22 protein-coding genes are annotated in these 22957 nt (G+C 72.5%); 15 read left to right on the forward strand and 7 right to left on the reverse strand.

What is annotated here, in order from left to right:
• Positions 1–79: 79 nt before the first annotated feature.
• Positions 80–1681, reverse strand: a complete 1602-nt coding sequence (locus ACFVT2_RS41415) for an MFS transporter (RefSeq protein WP_390027107.1) — start codon at positions 1679–1681, stop codon at positions 80–82.
• Positions 1682–1796: 115 nt separating this feature from the next.
• On the opposite strand from ACFVT2_RS41415, the gene ACFVT2_RS41420 reads away from it, so the two are divergent.
• From ACFVT2_RS41420 to ACFVT2_RS41450, 7 genes are all read left to right on the forward strand, one after another.
• Positions 1797–2495: a TetR family transcriptional regulator gene (locus ACFVT2_RS41420; protein ID WP_390027110.1), complete on the forward strand. Its 699-nt coding sequence runs from the start codon at positions 1797–1799 to the stop codon at positions 2493–2495.
• A 172-nt stretch (positions 2496–2667) separates the two neighbouring features.
• Positions 2668–3882: an alpha/beta hydrolase gene (locus ACFVT2_RS41425; protein ID WP_390027112.1), complete on the forward strand. Its 1215-nt coding sequence runs from the start codon at positions 2668–2670 to the stop codon at positions 3880–3882.
• A gap of 196 nt (positions 3883–4078) precedes the next feature.
• A complete protein-coding gene (locus tag ACFVT2_RS41430) occupies positions 4079–4957 on the forward strand; it encodes a DUF4429 domain-containing protein (RefSeq protein WP_390027115.1) in 879 nt (292 codons plus the stop codon).
• A 198-nt stretch (positions 4958–5155) separates the two neighbouring features.
• On the forward strand, positions 5156–6571 hold the full coding sequence (locus tag ACFVT2_RS41435; RefSeq protein ID WP_390027118.1) for a sensor histidine kinase: 1416 nt from the start codon (positions 5156–5158) through the stop codon (positions 6569–6571).
• Positions 6568–7248 (forward strand): response regulator, encoded by a 681-nt coding sequence (locus tag ACFVT2_RS41440; RefSeq protein WP_390027121.1) that lies wholly within the window; start codon positions 6568–6570, stop codon positions 7246–7248. Before ACFVT2_RS41435 ends, ACFVT2_RS41440 begins: the two co-directional genes overlap by 4 nt.
• A 213-nt stretch (positions 7249–7461) precedes the next feature.
• Entirely contained in the window at positions 7462–8628 is a 1167-nt protein-coding gene (locus tag ACFVT2_RS41445; protein WP_390027124.1) for an alpha/beta hydrolase, read from the forward strand.
• A gap of 63 nt (positions 8629–8691) precedes the next feature.
• Positions 8692–9957, forward strand: coding sequence for an acyltransferase (locus ACFVT2_RS41450; protein ID WP_390027127.1), 1266 nt, complete (start codon positions 8692–8694; stop codon positions 9955–9957).
• Positions 9958–10111: 154 nt separating this feature from the next.
• Here the strand turns inward: ACFVT2_RS41450 and ACFVT2_RS41455 are convergent, their stop codons facing one another.
• Both ACFVT2_RS41455 and ACFVT2_RS41460 read right to left on the reverse strand, forming a co-directional pair.
• Entirely contained in the window at positions 10112–11134 is a 1023-nt protein-coding gene (locus tag ACFVT2_RS41455) for an aldo/keto reductase (RefSeq protein WP_390027130.1), read from the reverse strand.
• 7 nt (positions 11135–11141) lie between these two features.
• Positions 11142–11657 carry a MerR family transcriptional regulator gene (locus ACFVT2_RS41460; protein WP_390027133.1) on the reverse strand — a complete coding sequence of 172 codons (516 nt, stop codon included), beginning with the start codon at positions 11655–11657 and terminating at the stop codon, positions 11142–11144.
• A 188-nt stretch (positions 11658–11845) separates the two neighbouring features.
• Between ACFVT2_RS41460 and ACFVT2_RS41465 the strand changes: the two genes are divergently transcribed.
• Positions 11846–12667, forward strand: coding sequence for a serine hydrolase domain-containing protein (locus tag ACFVT2_RS41465; protein WP_390027136.1), 822 nt, complete (start codon positions 11846–11848; stop codon positions 12665–12667).
• A gap of 31 nt (positions 12668–12698) precedes the next feature.
• Here ACFVT2_RS41465 and ACFVT2_RS41470 read toward each other — a convergent pair whose 3' ends face one another.
• Positions 12699–13370: a pirin family protein gene (locus ACFVT2_RS41470; protein ID WP_390027139.1), complete on the reverse strand. Its 672-nt coding sequence runs from the start codon at positions 13368–13370 to the stop codon at positions 12699–12701.
• Between the two features lie 58 nt (positions 13371–13428).
• Between ACFVT2_RS41470 and ACFVT2_RS41475 the strand changes: the two genes are divergently transcribed.
• From ACFVT2_RS41475 to ACFVT2_RS41495, 5 genes are all read left to right on the forward strand, one after another.
• Positions 13429–14613 (forward strand): PucR family transcriptional regulator, encoded by a 1185-nt coding sequence (locus tag ACFVT2_RS41475; RefSeq protein ID WP_390027141.1) that lies wholly within the window; start codon positions 13429–13431, stop codon positions 14611–14613.
• Positions 14614–14702: 89 nt separating this feature from the next.
• Positions 14703–15653 (forward strand): ACP S-malonyltransferase, encoded by a 951-nt coding sequence (locus tag ACFVT2_RS41480; protein WP_390027143.1) that lies wholly within the window; start codon positions 14703–14705, stop codon positions 15651–15653.
• 13 nt (positions 15654–15666) lie between these two features.
• Positions 15667–16713, forward strand: coding sequence for a ketoacyl-ACP synthase III (locus ACFVT2_RS41485; RefSeq protein WP_390027146.1), 1047 nt, complete (start codon positions 15667–15669; stop codon positions 16711–16713).
• Positions 16714–16820: 107 nt separating this feature from the next.
• Complete coding sequence (locus tag ACFVT2_RS41490) at positions 16821–17069, forward strand: acyl carrier protein (protein WP_100601360.1); 249 nt, start codon at positions 16821–16823, stop codon at positions 17067–17069.
• A 76-nt stretch (positions 17070–17145) separates the two neighbouring features.
• Positions 17146–18432 carry a beta-ketoacyl-[acyl-carrier-protein] synthase family protein gene (locus ACFVT2_RS41495; protein ID WP_390027148.1) on the forward strand — a complete coding sequence of 429 codons (1287 nt, stop codon included), beginning with the start codon at positions 17146–17148 and terminating at the stop codon, positions 18430–18432.
• Positions 18433–18523: 91 nt separating this feature from the next.
• Here ACFVT2_RS41495 and ACFVT2_RS41500 read toward each other — a convergent pair whose 3' ends face one another.
• Together ACFVT2_RS41500 and ACFVT2_RS41505 are read right to left on the reverse strand one after the other, a co-directional pair.
• A complete protein-coding gene (locus ACFVT2_RS41500) occupies positions 18524–19414 on the reverse strand; it encodes an NAD(P)-dependent oxidoreductase (RefSeq protein ID WP_390027151.1) in 891 nt (296 codons plus the stop codon).
• 98 nt (positions 19415–19512) lie between these two features.
• Entirely contained in the window at positions 19513–20007 is a 495-nt protein-coding gene (locus ACFVT2_RS41505; RefSeq protein WP_390027154.1) for a DUF3145 domain-containing protein, read from the reverse strand.
• 325 nt (positions 20008–20332) lie between these two features.
• On the opposite strand from ACFVT2_RS41505, the gene ACFVT2_RS41510 reads away from it, so the two are divergent.
• Both ACFVT2_RS41510 and ACFVT2_RS41515 read left to right on the forward strand, forming a co-directional pair.
• The gene (locus ACFVT2_RS41510) at positions 20333–21271 is read left to right on the forward strand and encodes an SGNH/GDSL hydrolase family protein (protein WP_390027157.1); all 939 of its coding nucleotides are present in this window, start codon (positions 20333–20335) and stop codon (positions 21269–21271) included.
• A 243-nt stretch (positions 21272–21514) separates the two neighbouring features.
• A complete protein-coding gene (locus tag ACFVT2_RS41515) occupies positions 21515–22216 on the forward strand; it encodes a DUF4097 family beta strand repeat-containing protein (RefSeq protein WP_390027160.1) in 702 nt (233 codons plus the stop codon).
• Here ACFVT2_RS41515 and ACFVT2_RS41520 read toward each other — a convergent pair.
• The coding region (locus ACFVT2_RS41520; protein ID WP_390027163.1) for a glycoside hydrolase family 3 C-terminal domain-containing protein at positions 22203–22957 on the reverse strand (755 nt) is incomplete at its 5' end. The two genes, ACFVT2_RS41515 and ACFVT2_RS41520, sit on opposite strands and share 14 nt — an antisense overlap.

Here is a 22957-nt window from a genome sequence, read left to right on the forward strand (position 1 = left end):
CGGCCGAGGGGGTGGTTCGGCCGGCCGCGCGCCGCTGGGACGGACCGGGTGACGCCGCGGAACTCCGGGGCGGTGGCGGTCAGATGTGGCCGACGCCGGCGCCCGCCGCGGCGTTCGCGCCGCGCTTGGTGAAGAGCGCGACGACGGCGGCGAGGACCGCCACGCCGCAGGCGACGGAGAAGGCCAGACCCATGCCGGAGACGAAGGTGTCGTGGGCGACCGCGACGATCTTGTCGGCGAACGGCTTCGGGGTGCCCTTCGGCACCGGCGCGATGCCCGCCGAGACGGCGTCGGACACCAGGGACTGCTTGTCGGGCGACAGTGGCGGGAGGCCGGCCCCCTGCCAGTTGCCCGGGAGGTCGTGGTCGACGCGGGAGGCCATCACCGCGCCGAGCACGGCGGTGCCGAGGCTGCCGCCGACCTGCATCGCGGCCTGCTGGAGACCGCCGGCGACACCGGAGAGCTCCAGCGGGGCGTTGCCGACGATGACCTCGGTGGCGCCGACCATGACGGGCGCGAGGCCCAGGCCGAGCAGTGCGAACCAGACGGACATCGGGCCGGTGGTGGTGCCGGCGTCCAGCCTGGACATGCCGTACATCGCGACGGCGGTGATGACCATGCCGCCGACCAGCGGGATGCGCGGACCGAACCTGGTGATCAGCGCGCCCGCGAGCGGTGAGCCGACGATCATCATGCCGGTCAGCGGGAGGAGGTGCAGTCCGCTGTCGACGGGGCTCATGCCGTGGACGTTCTGGAGGTAGAACGTCACGAAGAACAGGCCGCCCATGAAGGCGAAGGCCATCAGCACCATCAGGATCGTGCCCGCGGTCAGCGGCACGGAACGGAACATCCGCAGCGGGATCAGCGGCTCGCGGACCCTGGTCTCCAGGACGGCGAAGAGCGCGAAGAGGACGACCGCGCCGATCAGGAAGCCCCAGGTCGTCATGGAGCCCCAGCCCCACTCCGTCGCCTTGATCAGCGGCCAGATGAGGCAGAACATCGCGCCGGACAGCAGCACGATGCCGGGGATGTCGAAGGAGCGGGGGGCGTTCTCCGCGCGGTGGTCCTTGAGGATCACCAGGCCGAGGACGAGGGCCAGCACGCCGACCGGGACGTTGATGAAGAACACGGACTGCCAGCTGACGTGCTCGACCAGCAGTCCGCCGACTATCGGGCCGCCGGCGGTGGAGGCGCCGATGACCATGCCCCAGATGCCCAGGGCCATGTTCAGCTTCTCGGCCGGGAAGGTGGCGCGCAGCAGGCCCAGCGCGGCGGGCATCAGCAGTGCGCCGAACAGCCCCTGGAGCACGCGGAAGACGATGACCAGCGTGACCTGGCCGGAGAAGCCGATGGCGGCGGAGGCGGCGGCGAAGCCGAGGATGCCGATGAGGAAGGTCTGGCGGTGGCCGAAGCGGTCGCCGAGCTTGCCTGCCGTGATCAGCGAGACGGCCAGGGCGAGCATGTAGCCGTTGGTGATCCACTGCACGTCGGCGAGCGACGCGTTCAGATCGTCCTTGATGGCCGGGTTGGCGATGGCGACGATCGTGCCGTCGAGCGCCACCATCATCACGCCGATGGCGACGGAGAAGAGAGTCAACCAGGGATGGCCCCGCAGCCCCTTGCGAGGCTCCGGTACGGGAAGTTCCGGCGCGAGGTGGGCGACCGGGGTCTGAGAGCTCATGTTTCGAGGCTAATGTCAGCTACTGACAGTTGACAAAACAATTCATGAGTCGGTAACTGTCATTTAGCTCACAGGTATTCTGAGCAGCGAGAACACCTCGGAAAGGCGGCGCAGGATGACGGACCCGACGCCGCAGACAGTCCCCACCGGCGGACTGCGCGAGCGCAAGAAGCAACGCACCCGGGACGCCCTGATCCGTGCGGCCCTGGACCTCTTCACGGAGCAGGGCTACGAGGCGACGACGATCGACGAGATCGCCGAGGCGGTGGACGTCTCCCAGCGCACCTTCTTCCGGTACTTCGCCAACAAGCAGGAAGTGGTCTTCGCCGTCCAGGACATGGTCGAGGCCCAGTTCCTGGAGGAGTTGCGCGCCCGCCCGGCGGACGAGCCGCCGCTGATCGCCCTGCGCAGCGCCGTGATGACCGCCTGGGACGACATCGGCGGCGCCATCGCGTCGGTGGTCCCGGTGGACCTGCACATGCGCGCGTTCCGGATGATCGAGTCGACTCCGGCGCTGATCGCCGCCCACCTGCGGCGCTCCGCCGAACTGGAGGAGCAGATAGCGCAGTTGATCGCCCGGCGCGAGGGGCTGGACGTGGACGCCGACCCCCGGCCGCGGGTGCTGGTCGCGGCGTTCAGCGGGGTGATGCGGGTGGCCGGGAAGGTGTGGGGCGAGGGGCACGACTGCAGCGTGGCGGGGATTCGCGAGGTGACCCGTTCCTATCTGGACCACATCGGGCCGGCGATCGAGACCGACTGGCGGGCCGACCGGGGCTCGTCGCATTGGCCTGAGCACGCCTACGACCAGGCGTAACGGACCTCGTCCGGTGCGTGACCGACCCCTTTCCGAACGAGACAGGGCGTGCACGGCTGAGCGTCGGACGTCATTGCGATGTGTCCGATTTGACACAAATACCCTGCCTGAAACGTGAGATGCCCCACGGTGGTCGGCGTGCACCCTGCCGCGTCTCCTAGGGTGGCCCGCGGTGACTTCTTTCCCGGGCCTCGGCCCCTCCTCCGGTTTCCTCCAGTCCACCGTGTGGCGTGCCGCGCTCGCCCTGCTGGTGGTGTTCGTGATGCTCGCCCTGACAGGTTGGACGGCCATCAGAAACACCAAGGAGGACGCCAACCCGCTGGCCACGGCGAGAGCCGCCTGGCGGCACGCCACCTTCCACGGACGGCCGCTGCCCGCCCCGGACGGCTCCCCGGCCACCCTGCGCGCCTTCTTCGCCTCCCTCGGCCGGACCGAGGGCCAGCAGCTCGCGGACCGCTATCCGCTCGTCGTCGGCAACATGGGCGGCGCCCCCGTCGCCCTCCGCTACCACGCCAACCGGATGGCGATCGACGCCGCCCGCAAGGTCGAGAAACGGCGCATGGGCGACCACCGGCTCACCCCCGTCGGCCGCCAGGAGGCGAGCCGGCTGATGCACCGCATGGAATCGCTGATGAGCCCCGACCGCCAGATCCTGGCGTTCGACCCGGCGGGCGACGGTCGGGCCGCGGAGGTCTTCGGCGACCTCGCCACCGCCGACCGGGTCTCCGTCGTGGTGCCCGGCGTGGACACCAACCTGTCGACCTTCGAGCGCACCGCCAAGGCGACCGCCGCCCCTGTGGGCATGGCGGAGTCCCTGTACGCCGCCGAGCGGGCGGCCAGCCCCAGGGCCCGTACTGCGGTGATCGCCTGGGCCGACTACACCACGCCGTCCGGACTGGGTGTCGAGGCCGCCACCGGGCAGCTCGCCGAGGCCGGCGCGGTCCGGCTGCGCGCCCTGGTGGAAGCGCTGCCGTCCACCGACTCCGTCTCGCTGTTCTGCCACAGCTACGGGTCCGTGGTGTGCGGACTCGCGGCCCGGGACCTGCCCGACGACGTCACCGACATCGCGGTGGCCGGCAGCCCCGGCATGCGCGCCGGGAACCTGTCGGGCCTGGACACGCACGCCCGGGTCTGGGCGATGCGGGACGCCGACGACTGGATCCAGGACGTGCCGTACCTGGAGGTCGGCGGGCTCGGCCACGGCGCCGACCCGGTCGATCCGTCCTTCGGGGCCCGGGTCCTGTCGGCCGAGGGCGCGGCCGGTCACGCCGGCTACTTCGCGCCCGGCACCCAGAGCCTGCGCAACTTCGCACTGGTCGGGGTGGGCGACCTCGGGTCGGTGGACTGCGCCGCCAGCGACCCCCACTGCAGCGTGGACCTGGCCTGACGGCCGTCCCGCACTGCCCGCGGCCGCGGGTACGGCCCGGCGCCCGGGGACGGGCCGTACCCGCGGGAACCGCGACCACATCGAGTGACGTGAACAGGGCAAGGGCGAGCACCGGGCGACCGGGTTCCCGTGACACGCGTAGCGCAGGTGTCCGGAAGGGGGACGGGCGGGCAACCACCCGCATACGATGAGCCACATGGGTGATGTGCTGGCCGGTTTTCACGCCGTCTGGGAGTTCGACTCGGACTCCGTACTCATCCGCTTCGAACGGGGGATCCGCAGGCCGAGGCTGTTCCAGGCACTCGGCGAGCGACGCATTCCGTACGAGGCGCTGAGATCCGTCGAGGTCTCCACAGGCAGGCGCGGCACGGTGGTGCTGCACGCCGTGCCGCGGCAGGGCGCCGACCCCCTGATGGAGGCGGCGAGCGGACAGCTCAAGGAGGACGCCGACCCGTACCGGCTGGTGCTGCCGGCCGAGCGCGAGACGCTGGCCTCCTACTACGCCGACGAGCTGCGCACCGCGCTGGGCCCCGCCGCCCAGGAACCCGCCGACCGGCACCTGGTGGCCGCGCCGGAACCCCCGCTGCACTTCAAGGCGTACGACGGCAAGGCGTCCTTCGACGGCCGGTCGGTGGCCTTCCGCTGGTTCTGGACGGGCGCGTCGTCGGCGAAGTGGAAGAGCGGCGACCAGACCTTCGCGATCGGCGAGCTGACCGGTGTCGAGTGGCGCTCACCGGAGGTCTTCAACGGCTATCTGCGGCTGCTGGCGCGCGACGCCCCCGAGACGCGGTCGGGCGAGGCGGACCAGGACCCGGCCGCGGTGGTCTTCGGGCTCGGGTACGGCCCGGTCCATGAGTCCCTGCCGTTCGCGGCCGCCGTCCTCCAGGCCGTGCGGGCCGCCGAGTCTGCACCGGACGGGCTGGAGCGGGCGCCGGTGCGGCGCGTCGGGAGCACCGGCCGGGACCCCGCCGACATCGCGGACCGGATCCGGCACCTCGGCGAGCTGCACGGGGCGGGGCTGCTGACGGACGACGAATTCAGCATGAAGAAGGCGGAGTTGCTGGCGGAGTTGTAGCACCGGAGTGCCGGAGCACCGGAGCGCCGGCCCGCCGGAGCACTGGAGCGCCGGCCCGCCGGAGCGCCGGCCGCGACCGGTCTCGTGTCGCCGCCGGCCCCGCCCCACCGGTGCCGGCGTCATACCGTGGTACGGGGCGGAAGCCCGCACCACGGTATGACGCCGGGGTGCGTGCGGTCCGCTTACATTGATCCCGCGATGTCCAAACGATCTCTTACCCCCGAAGACGAGCCGGCCGGCGACGACGGGCGCCGGCCGACCCGCGCCACCGCGCTGCGCATCGCCCGCCGGGTGCTGCGGGCCGCGCGGCCGGCGCTGCGGGTGCTCGCCACCGAGCTCGGCACCCCGACCCGACCCGGCATCCCGCTGTTCGACAGTGTCCGGAGCCGTTGGGTGCGCCGGCTGCCGTACGTGGTGGCGTTCGCCTTCGCGGTGTCGCTGCTGCCGACCGGAGTCAACGTCCTCCACAACGACTACGGCATGGCCGGCGGCCTGGCCGGTGCGCTGGCCACCGCGCAGAGCGTGCCGCTGCTGCTCGCGGTGACCCGGCCGCTCCAGGCGTGGTGGGTGATGTTCGCGGCGGACGTCGTCTGCGCCGCGGTGCTGATCGGCGCCGACGGCGTCGTAGGCCGCCCCTGGCCGTGGCCGCCCACGGTGATCGTCGGCTATCTCGCGCTGATGATGGCGCTGTCGGTGCGCGAGCGCCGGAGAACGCTGATCGCGGTCTGGTTCACCACCGGAGTGGCGGGGATCCTCGGCGAGGCGGTCGCACCCCAGGGCAGCGTGAGCACCTGGGTGCTGATGTTCGTGCTCGCCGGTGTGGTGCTGCTGCTCGGCGCCGCCCTGCGGGAACGGGGCGACGCCCAGCGGAAGTTGCAGGAACAGGAGACCATCAGCGAGGCGGAGCGGGCCCGGCGCACCCTGCTGGAGGAGCGCACCCGCATCGCCCGTGAGCTGCACGACGTCGTCGCCCACCACATGTCGGTGATCACGGTCCAGGCGGACAGTGCGCCGTACCGCATCAGCGGGATACCCCAGCAGGCCCAGGAGGAGTTCGGGGCGATCGCGGCGAGCGCCCGCGAGTCGCTGGCCGAGATGCGCCGGCTGCTCGGGGTGCTGCGCAGCGAGGAGACCGAGCGGCAGGGCGGCCCGGAGAAGGCCCCGCAGCCGGGGATCGGCCAGCTGCCGAAGCTGGTCGAGGCGACCGTACGGGCCGGTGTGCCGGTCGAGTTGGTGCTGCCCGAGGAGCCGGTGGCGCTCGAACCGGCGGTGGACCTGTCGGGGTACCGCATCGTCCAGGAAGCGCTGGCCAATGTGGTGCGGCATGCTCCGGGCGCACCGACCCGGGTGTCGGTGACGACGACCGGAGACGGCTCGCGGCTGACGGTGCTGGTGGTCAACGAAGCGCCCGCCCCGCCGGTGTCCGCGCCGTTGGAGACCAGCGGCACCGGGCACGGCCTGGTGGGGATGCGGGAGCGGGTGCGCCTGGTGGATGGCACGCTGGACACCGGGCCGCTGCCCGACGGTGGCTTCCGGGTCGCCGCCCAACTCCCGCTCTCCGCACCGCTCTCCCCGCCCGGCCCCCACTCAGCGAAGGACCCCGACGCCCCATGACGACCCGCGTGATCATCGTCGACGACCAGGCCATGGTGCGGGCGGGGTTCGCCGCGCTGCTCGCCGCGCAGAGCGACATCGACGTGGTGGGCGACGCGGCGGACGGCGTGCAGGGCGTGGAGCTGAGCCGACGGATGCACCCCGACGTGGTGCTGATGGACGTCCGGATGCCGGAGATGGACGGGCTGGAGGCGGCCCGTCGGTTGCTCGATCCGCCGGCCGGGGTCACCCACCGCCCGAAGGTGCTGATGCTGACCACCTTCGACGTCGACGACTACGTCTACGAGGCGCTGCGCGCGGGCGCGTCCGGCTTTCTGCTCAAGGACGCGCCCCCGGCCGACCTGATCTCCGCGGTCCGCGTGGTGGCGGCCGGGGAAGCGCTGCTCGCGCCGTCGGTGACCCGCCGGCTGATCGCCGACTTCGCCCGCCAGCGGCCGGCGCCCCGCACCGACCGCACCGCTCTCCGGCTCAACGGCCTCACCCCGCGCGAGACGGAGGTCCTGGAGCTGATCGCCCGCGGCCTGTCCAACCAGGAGATCGCCGAGCGGCTGATCCTCGCCGAGCAGACCGTGAAGACCCACATCGGCCGGGTGCTGGCCAAGTTGGAGCTCCGTGACCGCGCCCAGGCCGTGATCTTCGCGTACGAGTCGGGACTGGTCTCGCCCGGCGAGCGCTGATACCGCCGTTTCGGGTTGTCCCCACCCGCCCTTGGGGGTAGCCCCACCTTCCCCGTGAGGGCAGCCCCCGGCTTCTCCTCCCGGGGTACGAGCGCCGGTCGGGACCCCCTACCCCGGTATCACCCGGGAGTTGGCTCCGCGGTGTGACGCCGCGTCACCCACCGACTTCCTATCTTTCCCTCCGCCACACCGCTGGAAGAGGGAGAGACCACCATGACCGTGCTGCGGAGCGCCGCCCGGCGCAGCAAGCGGACGCTCGCCGCCGCCGTCCTCGCGCTGACCGTCGTCGCGGGGACCGGTGGCTGGGCAGCCGGTTCCACGCAGACCGCCGTCACCGGCCCGGCCCCCGGCGCCGCCGCCTGGCGCGCCGACCACACGCTCGGGGTCCGACTGCCCGATCCGGCGAGCGCCTCCCCCGCCGAGGTCGCCCGGTTCTTCGCCGGGCTGACCGATACCCAGCAACTGGCGCTCGCCGCCCGGCACCCGCTCACCGTCGGCAACCTCGACGGGGCGCCGGTCGCCCTGCGGTACGAGGCCAACGCCCGCGCCCTGCGCGCGGAACGGGACCGCGAGTCGGCCCGCGCCACCGACCCGGCCGGCACCCTCCAGGACCGCCAACAGGCCAAGCGGGCGGCCGAGCGCTGCACCGCGCTGCTCGCGCCCGGCCGCCGGATCCTCGCCTTCGACCCGCGCGGCCGCGGCCAAGTGGCCGAAGTCCACGGCGACTTGGCGACCGCCCGGCGCGTCGCGGTGATCGTGCCGGGCTCCGACATCGACCTGGCCACGTTCGACCGCACCACCGACCCGTACGGCACGCCGACCGGGATGGCCACGTCGCTGCGCCGGCAGATGGCCGCCGAGGCACCCGGCGTGCGGACCGCGGTGATCGCCTGGGTCGGGTACACCACCCCGGTCGGCCTCGGCCCGGACGCCGCGACCGGCCGGCTCGCCGAGGCCGGCGCACCCCGGCTGACCCGCCTCCTGTCCGGTCTGGCCGCCACCGGCGCCCCCGCCCCGACCGTGCTGTGCCACAGCTACGGATCGGTGGTCTGCGGGTTGGCCGTCCCGCACACCGGCCGTGGCCAGCTCGCCGACCTGGTGGTCTTCGGCTCCCCCGGGATGCGCCGGGACAACGCGGCGGAGCTGCACACCACGGCCCGGGTCTGGGCGGCGCGGGACGCCTCCGACTGGATCGGCGACGTCCCGAACGTCGAACTGCTGGGCCTGGGGCACGGTGCGGACCCCACCGATCCGGCGTTCGGCGCCCGCCGGGTCCCCGCCGAGCGGGCCGAGGGCCACACCGGCTACCTCGCTCCGGGCAGCGACTCCCTCCGCAACTTCGCCGCGATCGCACTGGGGCGCTACGGCGACGTCCGCTAGGGCCGGATCCGGCCACCGGGCCCGTAGGGCCCCTGCTCCCACCCCGCTCTGGAAGGACGCCAGATGACCACCGAGCCGAACGTCGGGACGCCCCCCGGGAACCCCGTCGTCCTCCTGCGCTCCCGGGCCCGCACTGCCGTCCGTGCCCTCGACGCCCGCACCCCGGCCCACCGCGACCGGGCCATCGACGGCCTCCGGGCGCTCGCTCTGCTCACCGTCCTCACCGGGCACTGGCTGCTGGGCGGCTTCGCCCGGGACGCCGACGGCACACTGCACAACGCCAGCCCGCTGACCGCGCTCGGCTTCCTCGCTCCGGCGAGCTGGCTGCTCCAGATGCTCGGCATCTTCTTCCTGGTCGGCGGCCATGCCTCGGTGCGGTCCCTGCGGCGGGCCACCGCAAGGGGCGGCTCCAGCACACGGTGGCTGGGCGGCCGGCTCGCCCGCCTGGGCCGCCCGGTGCTGGGCGTGACCGCCGTCTGGGCCACCCTGATCCCGCTGCTGCACGCCCTGGGGGTGTCCACCGCGACGCTGCGCACGGGGGCGACGCTGGTCATCCAGCCGCTGTGGTTCGTCGGCATCTACGCCGTGGTCACCGCGCTCACGCCGTACTGCGCCGCGGCCGCGCGGAAGCTGGGCGTCTGGAGTGCGGTGCCGCTGCTGGTCTCGGTCGCCGCCGTGGACTTCCTGCGCTACGGGCCGTTCGCCGCGGCCGTACCGTCCTGGCTGAGCCTGCTCAATCTGCTGCCCGGTTGGCTGTTCGCCTACCAACTCGGCGTCTGTTGGGGCGAGCGGCGGCTGGGCCGGTACACCGCCTGGGGCCTCCTGTGGGGCGGCGCCGCGCTGTTCGCCGCGCTGCTGCTGTTCTTCCACTACCCGGCGAGCATGGTGGGCGTCCCCGGTCAGGACCGGGTCAATTCCCACCCCCCGTCGCTGCTGGTCCTGGCGCTGGCGGCGGCCCAGTCCGGGGCGGCGGTGCTGCTCCGGGACAAGCTGGCCCGGCTGCTGCGGCGGCCCGCCCTGTGGGCGCCGGTGGTCGTGATCAACCTGTCGGCGATGACGATCCTGTGCTGGCACCAGACGGCGATGTTCGCGGCGGCCGTGCCGGCGTCGTTCGCGGGCGCCGTACCGGGCCTGACCACCGTGCCGGACGCGCTCGGTTGGATCGCGGCGCGGCTGGCGTGGATGCCGGTCTTCGCCGTCCTGCTCGTCCTCATCAGCTCGGTGACCCGCCGCTTCGAGGCACCGTGGACGGGGGCCGGCCGGGCCCCGCGGACGGTCGCGGCGGTGCTGGCGGCGGCCTTCGCGGCGTTCGCGCTGGGGTACGCGTAGGGGAACGCGTAGGGGAACGCGTAGGGCCCGCCCGGTGGTTCAGGGTCGGAGTCAGCCGTGCACCACCGGGCGGGCCCGGCCGGCGCGGGGCGTCGTGGCGAGCCGGCTGCGGCCCGCCGCGGCGCCCCGCCCCGGTGCGCTCCGCCGGCCGGGGCTACTCCCGCCCGGCCGAGGTGAACCGCATGTCGGCGTAGCGGTCGCCCGCCACCTTGGCCGCGATCGGCTCCAGCAGGGCCAGCTCCTGCGCGCTCAGCTCGATCCGGGTCGCGCCGGCGTTCTCCTCGACCCGGCTGCGCTTGCGGGTGCCGGGGATCGGGACGACCGCCAGTCCGCGGGTGGCGGCCTGCTGCTGCACCCAGGCCAGCGCGATCTGGCCGAGCGTGGCGCCGTGCGCGTCGGCGACCGTGCGGACCGGCTCCAACAGGGCGGCGTTGGCGGCCGCGTTGTCGCCGGTGAAGCGGGGCTGCTGGCGCCGGAAGTCGTCGGCGGCCAGCTCCTTGTCGGCGTGGACGAAGGAACCGGTGAGGAAGCCGCGGCCGAGCGGCGAATAGGGGACGAGGGCCACGCCGAGGTCGGCGGCGGCCGCCACCACGCCCGCCTCGATGTCGCGGCTGAAGAGCGACCACTCGGACTGGACCGCGGCGATCGGGTGCACGGCCTGCGCGGCGCGCAGTTCGGAGGCGGTCACCTCGCTCAGGCCCAGGTACTTCACCTTGCCCTCGGCGATCAGCTCGGCCATCGCGCCGACCGTCTCCTCGATGGGGACGGTCACGTCGCGGCGGTGCATGTAGTAGAGGTCGATCTGCTCGACGCCGAGGCGCTTCAGGCTGCCCTCGACGGCCTGGCGGAGGTACGGCCGGTCGTTGCGGATGGTGCGCTTGTAGGGGTCCTTCGGGTCGCTGCCCAGCGCGAACTTGGTGGCCAGGACGACCTCGTCGCGGTGTGCGCGGACGAAGGGGGCGATGAACTTCTCGTTCTCGCCGTCACCGTAGACGTCGGCGGTGTCGTAGAGCGTGATGCCCAGCTCCAGCGCGCGCTCCAGGGTGGCCCGCGCCTCGCCGGCGTCCTCGGTGGGGCCGTAGGCCCAGCTCATGCCCATGCAGCCGAGGCCCTGCACACCGACCTGCGGGCCGTCGGTGCCCAACTGGACGGTGCCGATCTTCGTGTCGTTCGCCATGAGAACTTCAGACCCTCCCGGACGCCCGCCGGGCGTCGGCGTAGATACCGATCTTGTAGTCGAGGACGTCCGCCGTGCTCTCCAGTTCGGCGATCCGCTGCCGCACGTCCTCGCGGTGCTTGGTGAGCAGCTGTTCGCGCTCGGCGAAGGTGCTCTCGCCCTCCCGCACCAGCTCCGCGTACCGGACCATGTCGGCGACCGGCATACCGGTCAGCCGGAGCTTGGCGACCAGGTCCAGCCAGTCCAGGTCGCGGTTGGTGAAGCGGCGCTGCCCGGTGTGCGTCCGGTCCACGTGCGGCATCAGGCCGATCCGCTCGTACCAGCGCAGGGTGTGGGCGCTCAGACCGGTGTGCTGCGCCACCTCGCTGATGGTGTACCGGTCGCGGCCGGCCGGCCGCGGATGGCCGCTGCCGGTGGTCCCGCAGCCCCGGACCGTCGCCGGCGGCTGCCTGGGGCACACCGTCTCCGGCAGACCGGCCACGACTCCGCTACTGGTCATCGGTTCGCTCTGGGTCACCGTCATGCCGCGTCTTCCCCCTGCTCGTTCCCGGTGCGCACCGCCCCGGATGCCGTCGCGCCGCCGGACGTTCCGCCGGGCGCCTTACGACCTTCCCAACGCTAAAGAGTTGGAGTGCACTCCAAGCAAGCACCGGCCGTGAGCAGTCTTGACCGGAATTTGAAGGCATGGGGGCACCCCGTAGGCTCGGGAGCATGCAGAGCCTGGGGATGATCGAGAACTGGCCGGTGCCCACCGCCGCGGCCGCCGTCGTACGGGCCGACGGCTCGGTGGTCGGATCGTACGGTCCGCTGGAGCACCGCTTCCCGCTGGCCTCCGTCACCAAGCCGCTGGCCGCCTACGCCGCGCTGCTCGCCGTCGAGGAGGGCGCCGTCGAGCTGGACGAGCCGGCCGGTCCGGAGGGTTCCACGGTCCGTCATCTGCTCGCCCACACCTCGGGGCTGGCGTTCGACGAGGCGCGCCAGGTCGCCGCCCCGGGCACCCGCCGGATCTACTCCAACGCCGGCTTCGAGGCGCTCGGCGACCACCTCGCCAAGGCCACCGACATCCCGTTCCCGCAGTACCTGCACGAGGCGGTGCTGGCCCCGCTGGGCATGACCTCGACCGAGCTGGCCGGCTCCCCGGCCAAGGACGGCGTCTCCACCGTCGCGGACCTGGTCCGCTTCGCGGCCGAGCTCCAGGCGCCGCGCCTGCTGGCGCCGGAGACCCTCGCGGCGGCGACGCGGGTGGTCTTCCCGGGACTGACCGGGGTGCTGCCGGGCTACGGCCACCAGAAGCCCAACGACTGGGGTCTGGGCTTCGAGATCCGCGACGGGAAGGCCCCGCACTGGACGGGCGCCGGGTCCTCGCCGCGCACCTTCGGGCACTTCGGGCAGTCCGGGACGTTCCTGTGGGTGGATCCGGCGGCCGGGGCTGCCTGTGTCGCGCTGACCGACCGGGCCTTCGGCCCGTGGGCCGTGGAGGCGTGGCCGGCCCTGACCGACGCCGTCCTGGCCGAGCTGGCCGGCAACGGCTGAGGCCGTCCGCCCCCGGAGCCGGCCCGCGGTCTCACCCGTACACCGGCTCCGTCCCCATCTCCCACACCAGGCACTCCGCCCCCGCCGGCGCCACCAGCTCCAGCCCCTCCGCGTCGCTGATCCGCGCCGCGTCCCCGGCCGCCAGGTGCTCGGCCCCGAGCCGCACCTCGCCCCGTACGACGTGGACGTAGACCCGCGCGGCACCGGGGACGGCGGTGCGCCCGTCCGCCCCGAGGCGGCACACCCGCAGCGTGGCACCGGTCCGCGGCAGCGGGTAGGGCGTGCCGTCGGCGATCTCCCGCACCACCTCGTACTCCGGCTCACCACCGGGAGCGAGGGGCGTCAGCCACATCTGGACGAAGCGAAGGGGGGCCGGGCCGTCGTTGCGCTCGACGTGCCGGACCCCGCCCGCGGAGCTGAGCCGCTGGAGGTCGCCGGGGCGTACGGTCGTGGCATGACCCGTCGAATCGCGGTGGGTCAGCTCGCCCTCGACGACCCAGGTGACGATCTCGGTGTCCCGGTGCGGGTGCTCGTCGAACCCGGCGTCGGCCGCCAGGCGCTCCTCGTTGCAGGCGACCAGCGCGCCGAAGCGCAGGTTGTCCGGGTCGTAGTGGGGGCCGAAGGAGAACGCGTGCAGCGACTCGATGCCGGCGTTCTCGTCGCCGCCCCGATAGCGTTCCGCACCTCTGCGCACCTGAATCATCGGGCCACCGTAGCCCCGCCGCTCCACCCCCTCATCCCGATAGGGCAGGCTTGGTCCCGTGTCTGAACCCGCATCGCGCGACGCGCACCCGCACTCCGCGACCCTCCGGCGGCTGGAGAACTCCTCCGGCAAACTGGCGGCCGCTGCGATCTCCCGCATGGACGCCACGCTGCCGTGGTACCGCGCGATGCCCCCGGAGAACCGTTCCTGGATCGGCCTGGTGGCACAGGCCGGTATCGCCGCGTTCACCGAGTGGTTCCGCCATCCCGAGACGCCGCAGGCGATCAGCACCGACGTCTTCGGGACGGCGCCGCGCGAACTGACCCGGGCGATCACCCTGCGGCAGACCGTCGAAATGGTCCGCACCACGATCGAGGTCATGGAGAGCGCGATCGACGAGGTCGCGGCACCGGGCGACGAGTCCGTGCTGCGCGAGGCGCTGCTGGTCTACGCCCGGGAGATCGCCTTCGCCACCGCCCAGGTCTACGCGCAGGCCGCCGAGGCGCGCGGAGCGTGGGACGCCCGCCTGGAGTCCCTGGTGGTCAATGCGGTGCTCTCCGGGGAGGCGGACGAGGGCGCGGTCTCCCGGGCCGCGGCCCTCGGCTGGAACGCACCGGAGCACGTGTGCGTGGTGCTGGGCACCGCACCGGACGGCGACAGCGAGCTGACCGTCGAGGCGATCCGGCGGGCCGCCCGGCACGCCAAGCTCCAGGTGCTGACCGGCGTGCTGGGCACCCGGCTGGTGGTGATCACGGGCGGTTCGGACAATCCGCTCAAGGCCGCCAAGGCGCTGATCGGGCCGTTCGCCGCCGGTCCCGTGGTGGCCGGCCCGGTGGTCGCCGACCTGCTCGCCGCGACCCGTTCCGCGCAGGCCGCGGCCGCCGGACTGCGGGCCTGCGCGGCCTGGCCGGACGCCCCCCGACCGGTGCTCGCGGACGATCTGCTGCCGGAGCGCGCGATGGCCTCGGACCCGGTCGCGCGGGACCAGTTGGTGGAGGAGATCTACAGACCGCTGGAGGAGGCCGGGTCGGCGCTCCTGGAAACGCTGAGCGTCTATCTGGAACAGGCGAGCAGTCTGGAGGGCGCCGCCCGGATGCTGTTCGTCCACCCCAACACCGTGCGCTATCGGCTGCGACGTGTGACAGACGTCACCGGCTGGTCGCCGTCCGATGTGCGCTCCGCATTTACGCTGCGTATCGCGCTGATCCTGGGGCGTCTCGCTGACGGTGAGGCGCAACCCTAGACTTTTGTCGAACACCAACAATTCCCCCGATGGTTCTTCGTCCCTGTCCCCACGGGCGGGCGGGACCTCCCGCAAGAGAGAGTGTGAGGGTGCTCGTACTCGTCGCTCCCGGCCAAGGCGCTCAGACGCCCGGCTTCTTGATCCCCTGGCTCGACCTCCCCGGAGTCGAGGACCGGCTCCGCGAATGGTCCGCGGCCATCGACTTGGACCTCGTCCACTACGGCACCAAGGCCACCGAAGACGAGATCCGCGACACCGCGGTGGCCCAGCCGCTGCTGGTGGCGGCCTCCCTGATCTCCGCGCGGCAGCTCTTCCCGAGCTCCGACGACCTCATCGCGCGGGTCGGTGCGACGGCCGGCCACAGCGTCGGTGAGCTCGCCGCCGCGGCCCTGGCCGGCACCCTGTCGGAGGCCGAGGCGATGACCCTGGTGCGCCGCCGCGGGTTGGCGATGGCCGAGGCCGCCGCGGTCACCGAGACCGGTATGGCCGCGCTGCTGGGAGGCGACGAGGACGTCGTCCTGCCCCATCTGGAGAAGCTGGGTCTGACCCCGGCGAACGTGAACGGCGCCGGGCAGATCGTCGCCGCCGGCACCGCCGAGCAGATCGCCGCGTTGGTGGAGGACAAGCCGGAGGGCACCCGTCGGGTCGTGCCGCTGAAGGTGGCCGGCGCGTTCCATACTCACCACATGGCACCCGCCGTCTCGGCCCTGGAGGCCGCGGTCACCGAGTTGTCGCCGGCCGACCCGGGCACCCGGTACGTCTCCAACAGGGATGGCAAGGTGGTCGTTTCCGGCCAGGACGTGGTGCGGCGGCTGGTCGGCCAGGTGGCCAACCCGGTCCGCTGGGACCGGTGCATGGAGACCTTCAAGGAGCTCGGGGTCACCGCGTTCATCGAGGCCGCTCCCGGCGGCACCCTCACCGGCCTGGCCAAGCGCGCCCTGCCCGGGGTGAAGACGCTCGCCCTGAAGACGCCCGACGATCTCGACGCGGCCCGTGAGCTGATCGCCACCGCAGCAGACGCCGCAGCATCGGCCGAATAGGAGTCCGTAGCGCATGACCTCGAAGATCAAGCCTTCCAAGGGCGCCCCGTACGCGCGGATCATGGGTGTCGGCGGCTACCGCCCGACCCGTGTCGTGCCCAACGAGGAGATCCTCAAGCACATCGACTCGTCCGACGAGTGGATCCGTTCGCGGTCGGGGATCTCCACGCGCCACTGGGCGGGGCCCGACGAGACCGTCGCGACCATGGCGGTCGAGGCGTCCGGCAAGGCCATCGCGGACGCCGGCATCACGCCCGAGCAGATCGGCGCGGTGGTCGTCTCCACCGTCTCGCACTTCAAGCAGACCCCGGCCATCGCGACCGAGATCGCGCACCTCGTCGGCGCGGGCAAGCCGGCCGCGTTCGACATCTCCGCGGGCTGCGCCGGCTTCGGCTACGGGCTGACCCTGGCCAAGGGGATGGTCACCGAGGGCTCCGCGGAGTACGTCCTGGTGATCGGCGTCGAGCGGCTCTCGGACCTGACGGACCTTGAGGACCGCGCGACGGCCTTCCTGTTCGGCGACGGCGCCGGCGCGGTCATCGTGGGCCCGGCCAAGGAGCCGGCGATCGGCCCGACCGTGTGGGGCTCGGAGGGTGACAAGTCCGACACCATCAAGCAGACCCTCTCCTGGGACGTGTACCGCACCACCCCGACGCCCGGCGGCGACGGCCCGGAGGAGCGTCCCGCGTTCGAGGCGATCCGTTACCCCGCCATCACCCAGGAGGGCCAAGCGGTCTTCCGGTGGGCGGTGTTCGAGATGGCGAAGGTCGCGCAGCAGGCGCTGGACGAGGCCGGAGTCAGCCCGGACGACCTGGACGTCTTCATTCCGCACCAGGCCAACATGCGGATCATCGACTCGATGGTGAAGACTCTGAAGCTGCCGGAGAGCGTCACGGTCGCCCGTGACGTGGAGACCACCGGCAACACCTCGGCCGCCTCGATTCCGCTCGCCATGGAGCGGCTGCTGGCGACCGGACAGGCCAAGAGCGGGGACACCGCGCTGGTCATCGGCTTCGGGGCGGGTCTCGTGTACGCCGCGACGGTCGTTACTCTCCCCTAGGCAAGATCTGCGCAGCCCGGCACCGAGCACGAGGTGCCGGCCGCTGCGGGACCTTCACCGCTTCACCGTAAAACAAGCAGTTTCCCGCTATTCGAAGGAGCGCCATCATGGCCGCCACTCAGGAAGAGATCGTCAAGGGTCTCGCCGAGATCGTCAACGAGATCGCCGGCATCCCCACCGAGGACGTCAAGGTGGACAAGTCCTTCACCGATGACCTGGACGTCGACTCGCTGTCCATGGTCGAGGTCGTCGTCGCCGCCGAAGAGCGCTTCGACGTGAAGATCCCGGACGACGACGTCAAGAACCTCAAGACCGTCGGCGACGCGACCGACTACATCCTCAAGCACCAGTCCTGATCTGGCGCAGCGCATGTCGCCACCCCGCGGTGGCGCCGTCGATTCAGACACCTCTACCCGTGGAGTAAGAATTCCCGTGAACGCGACCAATCGCACCGTGGTCGTCACCGGTATCGGCGCAACCACACCGCTGGGTGGCGACAGCGCTTCGACCTGGGAGGGTCTCCTCGCCGGCCGGTCCGGCGTCAGCCCCCTGGAGCAGGAATGGGCAGCCGAGCTTCCGGTCCGCATCGCCGCGCAGGCGGCGGTGGACCCGACCGAGACGCTGCCTCGGGCCCAGGCCCGCAAGCTGGACCGTTCGGCGCAGTTCGCGCTGATCGCGGCCCGTGAGGCGTGGGCGGACGCCGGCTTCACGGCCAAGGCCGGCGAGTCGGACGCAGCCGCCGGGCCGGCTGGCTCGGTCAACCCCGACCGGCTGGGCACCGTCATCGCCTCCGGTATCGGCGGCGTGACCACGCTCCTGGGCCAGTACGACGTCCTTCGGGAGAAGGGCGTCCGCCGGGTCTCCCCGCACACGGTCCCGATGCTGATGCCCAACGGACCGTCGGCCAACGTCGGTCTGGACGTCAACGCCCGCGCCGGTGTGCACACCCCGGTGAGCGCCTGCGCCTCCGGCTCGGAGGCCATCGGCTATGCCATCGAGATGATCCGTACGGGCCGTGCCGACATCGTCGTCGCGGGCGGTACGGAGGCGGCCATCCACCCGCTGCCGATCGCCGCGTTCGGCAACATGATGGCGATGTCGAAGAACAACGACGACCCGCAGGGTGCCTCCCGCCCCTTCGACTCCGACCGCAACGGCTTCGTCCTCGGTGAGGGCGCCGGCGTGATCGTCCTGGAGTCGGCCGAGCACGCCGCCAAGCGCGGCGCCCGGGTCTACGCGGAGGCGGTCGGCCAGGGCATCTCCGCCGACAGCCACGACATCGTGCAGCCGGAACCGTCCGGCAACGGCATCGCCCACGCGCTGCAGAACCTCCTCGACAACAGCGACCTCGCCGCGTCCGAGATCGTGCACGTCAACGCGCACGCCACCTCGACCCCGCAGGGCGACCTGGCGGAGCTGAAGGCGCTGCGCAAGGTCTTCGGCGACGACGTGGACCACATGGCGGTCTCCGCCACCAAGTCGATGACCGGCCACCTCCTGGGCGGCGCGGGCGGCGTGGAGACGGTCGCCGCCATCCTGGCGCTGTACCACCGGACGGCCCCGCCGACCATCAACGTGGAGAACCTCGACCCCGAGGTCGACGCGGACATCGTCCGCGGCGAGCCCCGGGCGCTGCCCGCCGAGGGCCGGATCGCGGCGCTGAACGACTCGTTCGGCTTCGGCGGCCACAACGTGGTCCTCGCCTTCCGCACGGCCTGAGGCACCGCCAGGCAGCAGTCGGCGCACGCAGTACGAGGGCCCGCCCGGTCAGGACGACCGGGCGGGCCCTCGTACGTTCACCGGCGGCCGGTCAGCCGTCGAAGCTGGCGAAGTACGCGGCGACGCCGTCCTCGCCGCCGTGCCCCTGTTCCTCGGCCCGGCGGAAGCGCTCCGCGGCCGCGGCCGCCAGGTCCAGCCGGACGCCGGACGCCTCGGCGGCCTCGGCGATCAACCGGGCGTCCTTGCGCGCCGCGGAGACCGTGAAGCTCGGCGCGAGCTCGCCGGACAGGAGCAGGTCGGACTTCATCCGCAGGTAGGTCATGTCGAGCGAGCCGCCGGCGATCGCGTCCAGGAAGTCCCGCGGGTCGACGTCCAGCCCCTTGGCGAGCGCCAGGGTTTCACCGGTACCGCCGATGATGGTGAGCACCCAGCTGTTGACGACCAGTTTGAGCCGACTGGCGGCGCCGCTCGCGGCGTCGTCGCCGACCCACTGGGTGCGGCCGCCGACGATGTCGAAGACCCGCCCGGCGCGGGCGCGCAGTTCGGGGGAGCCGGCGGCGAGGACGATCAACTGCCCCTTCTCGGCGGGTGCCTTGGTGCCGAGTACGGGGGCGTCCACGAACCGAAGGTCCTGTTCGGCGGCGAAGCGGACGAGCGGTTCGAGTGCCGCGGGCCCGACGGTGCTCATCTGGAGCCAGAGGGTGCCGGGTGCCAACTGCGGGGCGGCCCGGCGTACGGCGTCGAGGGCGGCGGGACCGTCGAGCAGCATGGTGAGGACCACGTCGGCGCCGTCCACCGCCTCGCCGGGGGTGTCGGTGACGCGGACCCCGTCGGCGGCCAGCGGCTCGGCCTTGGCGCGGGTGCGGTTCCAGGCGCGGACGTCCAGCCCGGCGCGGGCGAGGTTGCGGGTCATCGCCGCGCCCATGATCCCGGTGCCGAGGACGGCGACCGAGAGGGTGTCAGAAGTCTTGTTGTCGGCCATGGCGGCACGCTAGGACGTGGAGTGGACTCTAGGTCAACCGTGCGCCGTGTGTCGCCGGACGAACCCGCACAAGGCTCCGTACGGGCGCGTACGGGGCGTCAGACGACCTGGTGGAGCCAGCGGACGGGGGCGCCCTCGCCGGCGTACCGGAAGGGCTCCAGCTCGTCGTCCCAGGGCTTGCCGAGCAGCTTGGCGACCTCGGCGGCGAGTTCGGTCTCGCCGCGGGCGGAGCGCGCGACGGCGGCACGCAGCCGGTCCTCGGGGATGAGGATGTCACCGTGGATGCCGGTGACGGCGTGGAAGATGCCGAGGTCGGGGGTGGAGCTGTAGCGCTCGCCCTCCGCGCTGGAGCAGGGCTCGGCGGTCACCTCGAAGCGGAGCAGGTGCCAGCCGCGAAGTGCGGAGGCGAGCTTGGAGGCGGTGCCGGCCTCGCCCTGCCAGGAGAACTCGGCTCTCCAGGTGCCGGGCGACGCCGGCTGGCGGATCCAGTCGAGGCTGACGCGCACCCCGAGGACGCCCGCCACCGCCCATTCGACGTGCGGGCACAGCGCTCGTGGAGCGGAGTGGACGTACAGGACTCCACGTGTCGTCACCGGGACCTCCCGTGCGGATCGAGGTTCGCCTTCCCCAGCGGCCTCGTGCCCGTTCCGGTCGCGGCCGGGACAGCTGCCGACATTCTGCCCCAGTGATCACTTCGGCACCAGCATGCGAGGTGACCTACAGTAAACACCACTAGGCGGAATTTGCCGCAAAAGGGACAGGAAATGACGTGTTGTAATTTATCTGTGCCGACTGAAGATGCCACTTCGGGTCACCGCCCGGCAGGCACGGGGCCAAGCTACCGCGCGGTGCCGGACCGGAAGTGACGTACCGTCGGTACCCGAAGAGATATCACTCGCACGCCGGAGGGGACAGGGGATGACGACGATCGATCGCTCCGCTCGCCCTCGGCGCCACCGTCTGACCGCCCGCGCCGCCCTGGCCTCGGCGACGGCTTCCGCACTGCTGGCCACGCTCACGGCCTGCGGCGACGGCTCCGCCCCGCACGGCCGCGCCGCGGTCAAACCCACCGCGAAACCAGCGCCCGCCTGGCGGACGGACCCCACCTCCCTCGCGGCCCTCGGCGACTCCATCACCGTCGGCTTCGACGCCTGCACGGTGCTCTCCGACTGCCCTGAGGTCTCCTGGTCCACCGGCACCAACCCCAAGGTCAACAGCCTGGCCCGGCGGCTGCTGAAGAAGGACCCGGCCGCACACAGCTGGAACTACGCCCGGACCGGCGCCCTGATGAGCGACCTGCCGCAGCAGATCACCACGGCGGCGGCCCGTAGGCCCCAGTTGGTCACGGTCCTGATCGGCGCCAACGACGCCTGCCGCAGCGACGTCCGGACGATGACCTCCGCCGCCGCCTTCCGCGCCGGTTTCGCACGGTCCATGAAGACCCTGCGGCGTGCCCTGCCGCGCACCCAGGTGTACGTCGCGGCCGTGCCGGACCTGCTGCGACTGTGGTCCGAGGGGCGCAAGAACCCGCTCGGCAAGCAGGTGTGGAAGCTGGGCATCTGCGGGTCGATGCTGCGGGACCCGGACGACTTGACGAAGCCGGCGCAGGACCGGCGGACACTGGTCCGGGATCGGGTGATGGCGTACAACGAGGCGCTGGCGGAGGTCTGTGCACAGGACGCGCTGTGCCGCTTCGACCGGTCGGTCTTCGACTACCGCTTCACCGGGCAGCAGTTGAGCACCTGGGACTGGTTCCATCCGGGGCTGCACGGCCAGCAGCAGTTGGCGGACCTCGCGTTCCGGACGATCACCCGCAAGGAAAACCCCCTGAAGGGTGAGGCTGCTTCAGCGAGGTGAGGCGGCTTCCGCGGGGTGAGACGGCTTTCCCAAGGTGAGGCGGCCCGCCCCCGTGCGATGTCAGGGGAACCCTTAAGGGCACGGCGGTGCGGGTCATACCGTGTGGGGACAGCGAAGGTCATACCGTGCGGCGACGTCCGAGGGGTGCGGGGCGCGGGACGATGAGGATCGAGCGGATCCGACCCGGTCCGCCCGCTCGTACCGCAACTTCAGCAACTTCATCACTGCCTCGGGGGAATCACCATGGCTCGTCTCCGCGCCACCCATCTCGTCCTGCCCTGTGCGGCCCTGACCCTGCTGACGACCGGCTGCTCCCTGGCGGTGGGCGGCTCCCTCACCACCGCCCAGCGGACGTACGGGGTCGACGGCACGGTCAGCTCGCTGTCGGTGACGACACACGGCGGGGACATCGAGATCGTGCCGGTGGACGCCGGCGGTGCGATCAAGGTGACCGAGAAGGCCAAGTACAACGACGCCAAGCCGCAGACCACGCACACCGTCAAGGACGGCCGGCTCACGCTGACCGACGAGGACTGCTCGTGGGGCCACCACTGCGAGGTGGGGTACCGCGTACTCCTGCCGCGCAGCGCCTCGGTCGATCTGCACACCAGCGGCGGGGACATCACCGTCCGCGGTGCCTCCGGCGGGATCACCGCGGACACCAGCGGCGGGAACGTCATCGTCGAGGACACCAAGGCCCGCACGGTGAAGGCCAAGACCAGTGGCGGGGACGTGGAGATGACCCTGGGCACGGTGCCCGACGACGTGTCGGGCCGGACCAGCGGCGGCAACGTCACCCTCCGCGTACCGAAGGGCAGCTACGCCGTCGACGCGGGGACGAGCGGCGGGAGCCGCACGGTGTCCGTCGCGACGGACACCGGCTCGGCGCACAAAATATCCGCCCGGTCCAGCGGCGGCGACGTCTCGGTGCTCAGCCAGCAGTGATCTGCGCGGTCAGCCGGATGTCGGCGCTGCTGTGCGCCGCCTCGACGGTGTAGGTGCCCGGGATCCGGCACCAACCGCCGTCCGGTTCCGACCAGACCTCGAAGGCGCGCCCCGGCAGCGGGATCTCGGTCTCCACGCTCTCGCCAGGTCCCGCCTCGACGGTGGCGAAGCCGGCCAGCCAGCGGGGCGGGCGCTCCGGCGTGCCGGGGGCGTCGCCGGCAGGCGCGAGGTAGATCTGGACGACCTCGCGTCCGGGGCGGTCGCCGGCGTTGCGCAGGCGGACCCGGACGGAGTCGGGGGTGGTGTCCAGCGTCTCGTACTCCCAGCGGGTGTAGCCGAGGCCGTGGCCGAAGGGGTACGCGGGGGCGGTGGTGGCGCGCTGCCAGGCGCGGTAGCCGATGAACACCCCTTCCTCGTAGGGGAGCGTGCCGTCGGTGGGGGTCACGGTGGAGACCGGGGCGTCGGCGAGGTGGGCCGGCCAGGTGGTGGGGAGCCGGCCGCCCGGTTCGTGGGCGCCGAGCAGGACGTCCGCCAGCGCGGCCCCGGCCTCCTGGCCGGGGAACCAGCTCAGCAGCACCGCGGGGACCTGGTCGCGCCACGGCAGCTCCACCGGGGAGCCGGAGTTGACCACCACGACGGTGCAGGGGTTGGCGGCGGCGACCCGGGCGACCAGCTCGTCCTGCCGGCCCGGCAGCCGGAGGTCGGTGCGGTCGAACCCTTCCGACTCGACCTCCTCGGTGG

Origin of the sequence: Streptomyces sp. NPDC058000 (genome assembly GCF_042886435.1) — a bacterium.
GTDB lineage: Bacteria > Actinomycetota > Actinomycetes > Streptomycetales > Streptomycetaceae > Streptomyces.

Excerpts from the sequence above, each read along its gene's own strand:
- ACFVT2_RS41415 (WP_390027107.1), bottom strand. The coding sequence starts at position 1,681 with ATGAGCTCTCAGACCCCGGTCGCCCACCTCGCGCCGGAACTTCCCGTA.
- ACFVT2_RS41420 (WP_390027110.1), top strand. The coding sequence starts at position 1,797 with ATGACGGACCCGACGCCGCAGACAGTCCCCACCGGCGGACTGCGCGAG.
- ACFVT2_RS41430 (WP_390027115.1), top strand. The coding sequence starts at position 4,079 with ATGGGTGATGTGCTGGCCGGTTTTCACGCCGTCTGGGAGTTCGACTCG.
- ACFVT2_RS41435 (WP_390027118.1), top strand. The coding sequence starts at position 5,156 with ATGTCCAAACGATCTCTTACCCCCGAAGACGAGCCGGCCGGCGACGAC.
- ACFVT2_RS41440 (WP_390027121.1), top strand. The coding sequence starts at position 6,568 with ATGACGACCCGCGTGATCATCGTCGACGACCAGGCCATGGTGCGGGCG.
- ACFVT2_RS41445 (WP_390027124.1), top strand. The coding sequence starts at position 7,462 with ATGACCGTGCTGCGGAGCGCCGCCCGGCGCAGCAAGCGGACGCTCGCC.
- ACFVT2_RS41450 (WP_390027127.1), top strand. The coding sequence starts at position 8,692 with ATGACCACCGAGCCGAACGTCGGGACGCCCCCCGGGAACCCCGTCGTC.
- ACFVT2_RS41455 (WP_390027130.1), bottom strand. The coding sequence starts at position 11,134 with ATGGCGAACGACACGAAGATCGGCACCGTCCAGTTGGGCACCGACGGC.
- ACFVT2_RS41460 (WP_390027133.1), bottom strand. The coding sequence starts at position 11,657 with ATGACGGTGACCCAGAGCGAACCGATGACCAGTAGCGGAGTCGTGGCC.
- ACFVT2_RS41465 (WP_390027136.1), top strand. The coding sequence starts at position 11,846 with ATGCAGAGCCTGGGGATGATCGAGAACTGGCCGGTGCCCACCGCCGCG.
- ACFVT2_RS41470 (WP_390027139.1), bottom strand. The coding sequence starts at position 13,370 with ATGATTCAGGTGCGCAGAGGTGCGGAACGCTATCGGGGCGGCGACGAG.
- ACFVT2_RS41485 (WP_390027146.1), top strand. The coding sequence starts at position 15,667 with ATGACCTCGAAGATCAAGCCTTCCAAGGGCGCCCCGTACGCGCGGATC.
- ACFVT2_RS41490 (WP_100601360.1), top strand. The coding sequence starts at position 16,821 with ATGGCCGCCACTCAGGAAGAGATCGTCAAGGGTCTCGCCGAGATCGTC.
- ACFVT2_RS41500 (WP_390027151.1), bottom strand. The coding sequence starts at position 19,414 with ATGGCCGACAACAAGACTTCTGACACCCTCTCGGTCGCCGTCCTCGGC.
- ACFVT2_RS41510 (WP_390027157.1), top strand. The coding sequence starts at position 20,333 with ATGACGACGATCGATCGCTCCGCTCGCCCTCGGCGCCACCGTCTGACC.
- ACFVT2_RS41515 (WP_390027160.1), top strand. The coding sequence starts at position 21,515 with ATGGCTCGTCTCCGCGCCACCCATCTCGTCCTGCCCTGTGCGGCCCTG.